Origin of the sequence: Flavobacterium enshiense DK69 (assembly GCF_000498495.1) — a bacterium.
GTDB lineage: Bacteria > Bacteroidota > Bacteroidia > Flavobacteriales > Flavobacteriaceae > Flavobacterium > Flavobacterium enshiense.
Genome location: NZ_AVCS01000040.1, coordinates 22,058 through 32,452 on the forward strand (window position 1 = coordinate 22,058; position 10,395 = coordinate 32,452).

Annotated in this window: 13 protein-coding genes; 4 read left to right on the forward strand and 9 right to left on the reverse strand. The window is 34.7% G+C overall.

The annotated features are described in order from the left end of the window. Nucleotides 1-160 precede the first annotated feature (160 nt). Both FEDK69T_RS15145 and FEDK69T_RS15150 read left to right on the forward strand, forming a co-directional pair. The gene (locus FEDK69T_RS15145) at nt 161-1,294 is read left to right on the forward strand and encodes a hypothetical protein (RefSeq protein ID WP_023575068.1); all 1,134 of its coding nucleotides are present in this window, start codon (nt 161-163) and stop codon (nt 1,292-1,294) included. A 195-nt stretch (nt 1,295-1,489) separates the two neighbouring features. Beyond that, the gene (locus tag FEDK69T_RS15150; RefSeq protein ID WP_023575069.1) at nt 1,490-1,831 is read left to right on the forward strand and encodes a helix-turn-helix domain-containing protein; all 342 of its coding nucleotides are present in this window, start codon (nt 1,490-1,492) and stop codon (nt 1,829-1,831) included. 38 nt (nt 1,832-1,869) lie between these two features. Here the strand turns inward: FEDK69T_RS15150 and FEDK69T_RS15155 are convergent, their stop codons facing one another. Next, the gene (locus FEDK69T_RS15155; RefSeq protein ID WP_023575070.1) at nt 1,870-2,754 is read right to left on the reverse strand and encodes a hypothetical protein; all 885 of its coding nucleotides are present in this window, start codon (nt 2,752-2,754) and stop codon (nt 1,870-1,872) included. Between the two features lie 1,396 nt (nt 2,755-4,150). Between FEDK69T_RS15155 and FEDK69T_RS15160 the strand changes: the two genes are divergently transcribed. Further along, nucleotides 4,151-4,573, forward strand: coding sequence for a DUF6943 family protein (locus FEDK69T_RS15160; RefSeq protein ID WP_035630924.1), 423 nt, complete (start codon nt 4,151-4,153; stop codon nt 4,571-4,573). 151 nt (nt 4,574-4,724) lie between these two features. Here FEDK69T_RS15160 and FEDK69T_RS15165 read toward each other — a convergent pair whose 3' ends face one another. From FEDK69T_RS15165 to FEDK69T_RS15175, 3 genes are all read right to left on the reverse strand, one after another. Beyond that, nucleotides 4,725-4,979, reverse strand: a complete 255-nt coding sequence (locus FEDK69T_RS15165; protein WP_240473182.1) for a hypothetical protein — start codon at nt 4,977-4,979, stop codon at nt 4,725-4,727. Beyond that, nucleotides 4,969-5,232 (reverse strand): hypothetical protein, encoded by a 264-nt coding sequence (locus FEDK69T_RS15170; RefSeq protein WP_023575076.1) that lies wholly within the window; start codon nt 5,230-5,232, stop codon nt 4,969-4,971. Before FEDK69T_RS15170 ends, FEDK69T_RS15165 begins: the two co-directional genes overlap by 11 nt. Nucleotides 5,233-5,303: 71 nt before the next feature. Next, nucleotides 5,304-6,107 carry a hypothetical protein gene (locus FEDK69T_RS15175; RefSeq protein ID WP_023575077.1) on the reverse strand — a complete coding sequence of 268 codons (804 nt, stop codon included), beginning with the start codon at nt 6,105-6,107 and terminating at the stop codon, nt 5,304-5,306. Nucleotides 6,108-6,204: 97 nt separating this feature from the next. On the opposite strand from FEDK69T_RS15175, the gene FEDK69T_RS15180 reads away from it, so the two are divergent. Then, nucleotides 6,205-6,696, forward strand: a complete 492-nt coding sequence (locus FEDK69T_RS15180) for a thermonuclease family protein (RefSeq protein WP_023575078.1) — start codon at nt 6,205-6,207, stop codon at nt 6,694-6,696. Between the two features lie 104 nt (nt 6,697-6,800). Here the strand turns inward: FEDK69T_RS15180 and FEDK69T_RS15185 are convergent, their stop codons facing one another. From FEDK69T_RS15185 to FEDK69T_RS15210, 5 genes are all read right to left on the reverse strand, one after another. Then, a complete protein-coding gene (locus tag FEDK69T_RS15185; RefSeq protein ID WP_035630923.1) occupies nt 6,801-7,229 on the reverse strand; it encodes a protease inhibitor I42 family protein in 429 nt (142 codons plus the stop codon). A gap of 203 nt (nt 7,230-7,432) precedes the next feature. After that, nucleotides 7,433-8,089, reverse strand: a complete 657-nt coding sequence (locus FEDK69T_RS15610; protein ID WP_023575080.1) for a hypothetical protein — start codon at nt 8,087-8,089, stop codon at nt 7,433-7,435. 235 nt (nt 8,090-8,324) lie between these two features. Next, nucleotides 8,325-8,807, reverse strand: a complete 483-nt coding sequence (locus tag FEDK69T_RS15195; protein ID WP_023575082.1) for a hypothetical protein — start codon at nt 8,805-8,807, stop codon at nt 8,325-8,327. A 235-nt stretch (nt 8,808-9,042) separates the two neighbouring features. After that, on the reverse strand, nt 9,043-9,588 hold the full coding sequence (locus FEDK69T_RS15205; protein ID WP_023575084.1) for a hypothetical protein: 546 nt from the start codon (nt 9,586-9,588) through the stop codon (nt 9,043-9,045). Between the two features lie 169 nt (nt 9,589-9,757). Next, nucleotides 9,758-10,156 (reverse strand): hypothetical protein, encoded by a 399-nt coding sequence (locus FEDK69T_RS15210; protein ID WP_023575085.1) that lies wholly within the window; start codon nt 10,154-10,156, stop codon nt 9,758-9,760. Nucleotides 10,157-10,395: the final 239 nt, after the last annotated feature.

The following is a 10,395-nucleotide window of genomic DNA, read 5'->3' on the forward strand; positions in this document are numbered from 1 at the left end:
CCATCTAGGTTTAAATAGCCATTATCTCATTCAGCTGCACAAAAACAGTCTTTAGTCCAAGTGTTCCTAAAGCCTCTTCTTTGTTTGCTTCATTTCGCTAATTTCTATTTCTAAAAGACTTCCCGTATATTTATTTGAAATTAGTATAGACGGGTATTTTATGAACACAAAGGAATTCACACGGAATGAATTTTACGATTTAGTTTGGGCAACACCAGTATCAAAACTAATCCTAGAGTATGCAATATCAAATGATGGCTTTAAAAAGCTTTGCAAGCAATTTGAAATCCCTATGCCAAATAGCGGATATTGGGGAAAATTGAAATTCAACAAGGAGGTTATAAAGGAAAACCTCAATGCAAACTTTAGCGGAGAAGACAAAATAGTCTTAACAATAAGAGAAGAAGGAAATCCAATAAACGTAGACCAAACTCCACTTACGATAAGAACCAAAGAAATACAGAATGACATTAAAGCTCCGCTAACAGTACCGGATCGTTTATATAAACCAGATATTTTAATTCAAAATACCAAATTCGTAGATGAAAAAAGAAAAACAGACCATTATTACAGGCCTGAAAAATTAGATACGGTATCTATTTATGTTGAAGAAGGTAATTATAGTAGAGCCTTAAGGATAATGGATGCGTTTATAAAATTACTTAGATACAGAGGGCATAGTTTTAGGAGAGATAGGAATAATTACGGTCCTCGTATAGTGGTAAATGATGTAGAATTTCATTTTTCAATTCGAGAAAAAACTAAAAGAATACCGTCTACTAAACTCTATGAATCATCTACATATGTTCCTACAGGTATTTTGATTTTGAAAATAGGTGAAAGCTATAAAGCACAGGAGTGGAGTGATGGTTCTATTAAATTAGAAAACCAATTAGCTAAAATAGTGGCTAAAATAGAACTAGAAGCGCAAAAAGAATTAGAATGGCGTGAAGAATGCAGATTGAGCCGTATAAAAAGGGAAGAGCAGGAAGAAATAAGAAGACAGTTCCAAAAATTACGGGATAGTGAATTACAAAGAACAAAAGAATTATTTAGTGATGCGATATATCATAACAAAGCTAGGATAATTCGAGAATATTTGAATGAGATAGAGAGCAGTGCTTTACAACATGATAAACTTACAGCAGAGTTACAAGAGTGGTTAAAATGGGCAAAAGCCAAAGCAGATTGGTTTGATCCAATGATAAAAAAGGAAGATGAATTATTAAATGAGGTTGATAAAGAAGAACTTATCACTACTAAAAAAACAAATAATAGTATTTATAGATTCTAATTTTGAGGAAAAAATAAAATAAAATATTTTAATCATTTCCCAACGCTCTAAAAAAAATTACTGTCACAGTTTTGAAATAGAGATTATGAAGATGCTCTTAAATTATCTCATTCAGCTGCACAAAAACAGTCTTTAGTCCTAGTATTCCTAAAGCCGGTTCTTTGTTTGCTTCATTTCACTAATTTTAAGTAAAAAATGGAAAATCCTTTTGAACTGTTTTTAGAAAGACTCGACAGAATTGAAAAAGCAATCGAAAAGCTTAGCGTCAAAGAACCTTCTCCCTCTACTGACGAATTATTGAATGTAGATCAAATAGCAGCATATTTATTGCTAGCAAAATCTTCAATCTATGGTTTAACTGCAACTAGCAAAATACCACATTATAAATATGGTAAAAAACTATATTTCAAGAAATCGGAAATTGATGATTGGATATTAGCCAAACGAATAAAAACGATGGATGAAATAGAACAGGAAGCAATGGAATATATTAGAAACAGACCAAGATTTATCTCTTCAAGTAAACATAAAAAGTAGGATTGTAAATAAAAACAACTACTGTTAGCAGCAGGTTTTTAGTCTATTCCAAGTTTTTTATGCATTTCTCGCCACTCTTTTCCAAATTCAATAATTTCGAGTGCTGCTTTCCGCTTATCTTCAGGCAAACATTCTATACAGGTTGGATATTGGATGCCTTTGTAATGCGTATTACATTTTGGGCATAGTTCCATTTTGTGTAAATCATAGCTAGATGCACATTTTCTACAAGCAGTTATTGTATCTTCAAAGGAAAGATATTTAATGTTATCATTTAAATATTGTAAAAATGCTTCTTTCTCAATCGTTTCAGCGTCTTTATTCTTTGCGCTATCTCTTTGCAACCAATACCTAACATTTGATAGATTATTCTTATTTCTCCATTTATCCTTTGACACAAAACACTTATCTCGAACTTCGTATGCTTCCTCATTTTCATAAAAAATAGAAATGAGCTCATTTACCGATTTATAAACTGCTTCATCAAATTCGTGCTTACAGTCCGCGCAACGATATTTTGGCGTTTTTCTCACCCTTTCGCTAGGATTTTTACCCTTACAATTTGGGCATAAAGGAACGGGCACATAGTCGTAATTTTTTAGTACGTAATTACTAAATTCAGATTTATCAATTTCGGGATTGCTATTCATGTATTCTTTAGCATATCCACGTGTTATTTCTCTTATATATTCGGTGTGTTTTCTTGGATGAGAAAGATGCTGTATTGTTAATATCTCTTTACTACTACATATTTGACATTTGTCTTTAATAAATTTAGACCTTCTTTCTTTCCAGTCTTTTGTATGCCAAGAACGTTGTCCTTCTTTGAAGTCATTCCAAAATTCTGCTTTTGCGAGTTCTAATGAAATTTCGCCATTTGCCAATTTGTCCCTTAGCTCTATGAGTTCGTTATATGTCAACATATTAATTCTTTGTTATTTGTTTTATACACGTACTGTGAGTTTAACTTGCTGCTAATGTGATCCCGCCGGCTTTGTGGAGTTGTGGAGTTTTATTCCTAAACCAGTCCATCAAAACTGCTGTCAAATATATAAAATTACATTAAAATTTTGCCTAAAACCCCAATTTCAAACAACTGCTGTTACCGGTAGTTTTGTGCAATTCGGGTGCTTGGGTCATGGGGTGTGTTGGTTTTGTATTTATTATAGTAATTGTAAAAGGGTAATTTAAAAGCATACCTATCCCAAACTTCACAAAGCCAGCCGGGAACAACAATTGTAACCCCCTGCACATAACACCTTCTTACTTAAAAATCACGAACCATCATCATACACGATTGTCGGTGGCTCCAGGGCAACATTTTTGGCAGCTTCCATCGCATCACCCGGCTACCAAAAATACCGCCCTTCACCACCGCCTTTAACAAGCGTCGTTTTTTAGAAGAAAATTTTAGGCAAAATCCATTTCAGAAGAAGTTTCCGTTTCCTGTTTTTAGCTTCTTTGTGTTTAAAGCGGTAGTAATAGTTTTGGCTTTGTAAGTGCTGTCCATTTTTCATAACACTATCCCCAGTAAACTGAGCCTGCGACTTTCAACTCAAGTAAACAGCACCCACAAAACCAAAAGCACCCCGCATAAGTATTGTTTCTTTATTTGTCAGTAGCATTGCCGTAATTGGTTTCACGCCAGCTCAATGCCTTACCATTCCATAACACAAAACTGTGATGCACTTCTCACATTTCACTATTCACTTGTAAAGGCATCAAGCCGGCATAAAACCAATCAGAAGACCTTTCGTTTACAAATAAAGAAACAATACCCATGTTTCCGCTACTGCCACCGCACTAGGAGTGGTTTACAGTTGTTTTTTGGAGATGCCTTTCCTTTTCAGAACACCACTTATAATTTTCATTTCATAAGTAGCCGTAGGCATCCCCAAAAATCAAACCCTAAGAAAGAGTATCAAATTTCGGTTCAGGTTGAAAGCATTTCTAATTGCTTCCATTTTGGTATTTCAACCTGCCCCAAAATTCGATACCCTTTCAAGCCCCCTTCCACATTGAATCACGTTTTTGGATAGTAGTTTAAACACCTGATAGTTTTTCAGTTGAAACAATTCGGATATCAAAACAAAAAAGAAAAAAAAAGAAGGCAAAGTTTAGTTCCGGTTTTCAAAAAAGCAAGTTCAAGCCCTACGGGTTTCGGATAAAATCTCCACCCTATCGGGTAGTATTTTATCCGAAAAACTTGCTTTTCTGAAACCCTCCACTTGGCGGGATGGCTTTCTTTTTTTCTCTTTTTTCTTTTGAAGTAATTGTTGTGCGAGGCAAGGTCCGAGCATAACCCAAACATCCGGAGCCATGACAAACTACATTGTTAAAACCCACAGAAACGGCACTATTTACGCCAAACCACATTTATTCATCCTAAACAAAGGAATGAACAGCGGAAAACCGCAGAAAGCACCATTTACAAACAGCTTTGTAATCATCTTTTCAAACGAAGAGGATTGTGAAACGGTCTTCTGGATAGCGTTCAGCTTATGGAAGTCAAAATTTTGGCATATGTACCTTCGCGGTTCAGTCATTCCCTTTGTAAACCTATACGATTTCAAAAAAGAGTTTTTCCCAAAAGTCACCCGATTAATCCAGGACCACGAGCAACATAAAAAAAACATGCAGGCACTCAAACTCTTGGAACAGAAAGAAAAGCAATTCCAAGAAAACATAAACCTCATAAATGATTTACGAAAAACGATTTTATATCGCTATTACAAAGGATAGTCCTTTTGTTTGCGCTTCGATTCAGAGTACACCAGCGCATAACAGCAATATAAACGCACCAATTATATAAAACGGTGAAAGGCAAAGCATTTGCCCATAGAAACGAAAAAAGCCCCGAATTTCGGAGCTCTTCATTTTGGATTGATACCGGTTAGATTACTTTTTCCGGTTCTGTTTTCGGTTCTTCTTCCGATTTTACAGCGGTTTGGGAAACGGCGGAAATAATACCGCCACCCAAAACCAAATATCCAGCAGCTGTAACCAGTCCGGCAGGTAAGGCAATTGGGGCAGCAATGATACTACCGCCAACAGTTGCCAAAGCAAGTCCGATAGTGCGTAATACTTTAAACCATTTTGGAGTTGGAGCCTGGACTCTTTCCACAACATTCATTTTTCTATTTTTCATGATCTTGATTTTTTAAAAGTGATAATTCAATTGTTTGTACTCTTTTTTCGAGGTATTCTACTTTTTGGTTCAGTAAATCGTTTCCGCTTTTGAACTCCGATTTGATGATTAAAGCCATTGTTTTAACTTCGACCAAATCTTTCTCCATTCTCTTGAAATCGGTGTGTAGTTGCTTGATAAAATAAGCCACAACCGAAAGCAGCAAGCTGATAAGTGTTCCAAAAAGTACTGTGAGGTTATTTACATTTTCCATTGTGGTTCTGAAAGATTAGGTGTTAAACAAAAAATCCCTCAGACTGGCCGAGGGATTTGTCTTAACCTTTTTTAGAAAGCATCCTGTACTTTCAAACAGTTGCCTGTAGCAAACAAGTAGTAATTTGGACCTACTTGTTGATAGAACTCAATTCCGATGCACTGTAAAACGGTTACGTTGGCAGTCGGAACCGTTCCGGCAGGTAGGGCAGCAGTAACCGTTGTAGCCGGAGCAGCTGCATACAAGTCCAAGAATCCGCTGAACTGTACATCGCTCACTTCGTTCAGTGGCGCATCCATCGGCTCGTAACTGTTAGTAGTTGCGTTGTACTCAAAGTCACTCACAACAGAAATGGTGTTGATTAACCGGAAATGAGTAGAACCGGCAGGAGCATTCACAAGGTTGGCAGGATTAAAAGCAGGGATTACAAAATCCGCTGAATCTCTTCCCGCATCGTGTGTAACGGTAAACGGTGCATTGAAAATACCATTCAAGGAAGTGTTTTTGTCAAACTCAAACCCGATGAGGTAATTTCTCTGTGAACTGATTTCAATTTTTCGGTAACCTCTGGCTTCGGTTTGGTCTTCCAAATTGATTTTTTTCATGATAGCGGTCAAACGCCCTGCCACTTGGGTATCGGACATTTGCTTCATCAATTGAGAAAGTCCGGTTCGAACCGATTTCCCTGCTTTGGCACAAGCGCCAAACTCGTTCATGTTCTCACGAGTTCTTTCAAATTCCGGAGCAGTTAACACTTGCTCTCCTGAAGGACCGCCAACCATTCCGGCAAAGTAGCCTTCTTGTCCTTTAATTTTGAAGTGACGAACATCTCCTAGAGTTCCCACATACTTTAAAACGCCTTTCTGTCTAGCCATTTTCTTTAGATTTAAATTGTTATTAATAAGATTAAACTGATAAGTCAAAGTTCAATGATTATCTTTGAAATATCAACACCTAAATAACTGTAAATCAATGCAATACAACGCAAAAGCACCGTACGTAGTGGAAACCCACTGGCAAATTGACGAAGTCCTTGACGGAGACAGCATCATTATTTGCAATCAATTCACCCGAATGAAAAAAGAAATCCGATTGTATGGCTTAGATGCACCGGAAGTGAAGTTAAACCGTAAGATGATAGAGGACGAAGAGAAAAGCCATTTACCGGCTCACTATTTACTTCAATTAGGTTTGAAATCCTTATACTTCGTTTTGTCGGTTGCACCGCCCAAAACGCCTGTAACGATTATTACTGAACAGGACAACTATTATGACTATTGGAATCGGCAATTAGGTTATGTAATTCTTCCAGGAGGAGAATGTTTAAATGATTTGCTTTTGATCAATGGATATGCAAAAGCAGTACAACAGTATTACTGCGGAAGGTTGGCAGAGTTCCAAAAACTAAACAGGCAAGCGCAGCTCAATAGAGTAGGGCTTTACAGAGATGTAAAAGTATTCTGATTTGTTGTACCTATGTTGTACTAATGAAGTTGAAAAAGGTAAGAACAGTAGTAAAATATGGTGGTTACAGGCGCATTGACACTAAACCGCTGTTAGCAGAAGTGTTATTTGGTCACTTCTACAATTATTTCAATGTCAGACTTTGTATTTTTAGGATTGTATTCTGTACAGGTTTTTCTTTCTCTTAAAGTTGGACAATTAGCTATCTTAATTGTGTCTATTCCCGTTGTTTTCCCAATAAAAGACATAGTAATAGTTTCACCACCTCCGATAACAATTTCTTTTGAATTTTCAGAGTTACTATGAGATACGCGATTTATCAATTTCACTGATTGACAATCATTTTCATTCAACCAACAGTTTGTATATCCAGTCGTTGAGTTTTCATGAAATGATAAATACACAACTTCATCTAAATGAATATTAAAACTATCTCTTCCTCCATCATCATAATAACCAGCGTTTGGCTTTGTGCACGAAAAAGTTAATAATATTATGAATGTGGTTATAAATTTAGATAGATTAAATTTCATGATTTTAGATGATGTTTTTAAACATTTCTGCTAACGTCCCGCCGGCTTTGTGTCAGGCGGGGATTTTTATTACTGTTGTTTACAAATATACCGAAAAGTCTGAAAGAAAAAAGTTGAAAAATAGGAGAGAAGTGCAAACACCAACTCTTACCGATACACACCTAAACCCCGCTTGCACAAAACCGCTGTTGTGCGTTCGTTTTTTATTTTCCGCCAATCCAAACAATTCCCTTTGGCACATAATAGAAATAATCAGTTTTATTATCATCTTCAAATCCATAGCAGGATTCAGCTTCAATTTTAGTGTATTTTTTCTTTAATTTTTTTAAAAACTTTCTACAATAGTGAGAATCTCCGACAGTTTGATTATACATTTCGGGAAATAATAATTCTTGCTCGCTATATATGTTGTCATCAGAATGAGTTTTCCATTTAAAATCTGGGGCCAAAATATTTAATAAATTAGAACGAGTGTTTTTTGTTTCGATAGTTCGAAAAATATTCTCGTAGTAATTAATATTATCTTTTCCCAAAGCGCAAATAACCTGCGATTTTGAGATTCTTGGTTCAAACAAATAAATTTTTAAAAAGTACGGTTGATTTAGTTTATCAAGTTCAATTTTCCAACTATCATAGATTTCCTCCAAACCCAAGATTATCTTATTTCTTGTTTTAGATTTAGGTTCAGCTATATTGTTATTGTTTATTGAAATATTGAAGTATGGTTCAAAAGATACATGGACATAATTGAATTGATTAGCGAGAAAGTCGCCAACATGTATAGTTTTATTTTGTTCAATCCATTTTTCAATTCTTCTCTGAATTCTTTTATGACCTCGTATTTTTTTTCGTTTGTTCATATGCTTTTCGTTTGGCCAAAATGACGCACAACGTCCCGCCGGCTTTATGAAGTGGCGGAATTTTTATTACTGATGTTTACAAATATACCTAAAAGGCTGAAAGAAAAAAGCCTCTTTCGGAGAAAGAAATGTAAACACTGACCATTACCGATAAACACCGAATCCAGCCATTTCATAAAACCGCTGTTAACTGTAGTGTTTTGATTTTCCTTTTTTAAAACTAAAAATTAAAATCTTACAACCACCTTTTTTCATCAGTTGTTGCATCTAAAATATCTATATCTAGCGCTAACTTAAAATGTTCCGCAACTTCAAATGCATCATTTTTATCGTCGGTTTTATAGAATGTTATATGTTTATTTCCTTTGTAAAATACGTTTAACATAATAATATCAGTTTTAAATGTTCCCATAGTTGCACCATAAGCACTTATCTGTGTGCTTTCCTTTGCTTTAAAAACAGAAACGTATTCAAATTCTGGACAAGGTTTCCATTTTCCAAATTTTAAACCAAATATTGATTTGATATTTCTGAATGTTTTATCAGTTAAATTTATTTCAGCTCCTTCTGTAGATATTAAATTCAAACCTATTATTAATATCATCAAGCCAACAAAAATATTACTCATTACAAATATTCCAAATCCGGCAAATATTAATGCAATTGCTAAAATTTTCTTCATTAATTGAACTTCTTTCAAGTAAGTAATTGTGTTCATAAATATCTAGTTTGCTTTTCGATTATGTTATTTTAAGGTTTCGTTTTTTCAACATTACAGTTAACGTCCCGCCGGCTTTAAGAAGTGGCGGATTCTTGGTACTGATGTTTACAAATATACCGAAAAGTTTGAAAGAAAAAAGCTGAAAAATAGGAGAGAAGTGCAAACACTGACCATTACCGATGAATCCCAAACCCGCCATTTCTTAAAACCGCTGTTAACTGCCGTAATAGTTTTATCTCTTTAATTTTTTAATAAAATTTTGAAATTCAAGTTTTATACTAAAAGCCTTTTTTGGTTTAGCTTGTATAATTTCAGATAAATTAAAATCTCCATTTTTCAATAAATCTATTTCATATATCCCTGTTCCATCATCGGTTTTTGCTGGATAACAATCAAATGATTTGATAAATGTTATAAGTCCCGTTATGCCGCCGTAAGGGTAACTATATGGATCAAATTCAATTCTTCCTCTGTCTCTTTGTGTCATTTCACAACCCAAATATTCAATTTCATAATTTGTTTCTAACAAAAGTATTAATGAGTAGAAATGCCAAGTGAATTCGCCTTTTTCTGAAGTTTTGAAGTTTGGTTTTATGTCATCATCCAAAAAATGGAATTTTTCTAAAGAATATTTTGGAAAGTTATCCAACCAAAAATTGTCATTTTTTGGTTCGCAATTGTTTTTCGCCTGCTTTATTAATTCAAAAGTATGTTTAAGTTCATTGTATTTGTTAATTTCATTGATATCGAATTCAATATAACAGTTAGTATTATTCATGCAGTTTTGAATTATGGCAGTTAACGTCCCGCCAGCTTGCTGCAGGTGGGGGATTGTTATCCCAAAAGTATCAATTTAAGATTAAGTTTACAAATACAAAACCAACATTAAATTTAGCCTTAAAGCCCCACTTGCTGCAAACTGCTGTTAGCGGTAGTATCTTAATTAATTATTTAGTTGGAATTAAAAATTTGTGATACCAGGCCAAACTATCTTCACAGCACATTTCAGAAATTATCATTCGCCACTTTCCATCTTCTAAAAATTCTTTTGATGTGTTTATTTCAAGAGTAAGCTTATTTTTTGTGTTTTTTTCATGAACCATTTTTAAACCATGACCAGACATATTAAGCTTTTCAATATTTACATTTTCTAAATGCAAATAAACTTTATTAGTTTGGTTTAACTTTAGATATTCTTTCCCAGAAGCAATTTCAAATTTCACTTTTTGTTTTCCATTTGAGAATTCAAAAATATTTTCTTGTTCAGAATTGCTTTTTATGGTGAAGCCAAAACACAAAGTGATTAAAAACAATAACAGTACTATTTTAAGTTTTTTATCTCTCATAATTTTATAGACAAAGTTTTTTTGATATTACCGCTAACGTCCCGCCGGCTTTGTGTCAGGCGGGGATTTTTATTACTGATGCTTACAAATATACCGAAAAGTTTGAAAGGAAAAACCTGACTTCGGAGAAGAAAGTGCAAACACCGACCATTCCATTACACACCGAAACCCCGCTTGCACAAAACCGCTGTTAACGGCTGCCTTCCTTGAGTTCCTACATTTCTTTTCGCAGTAAGGAG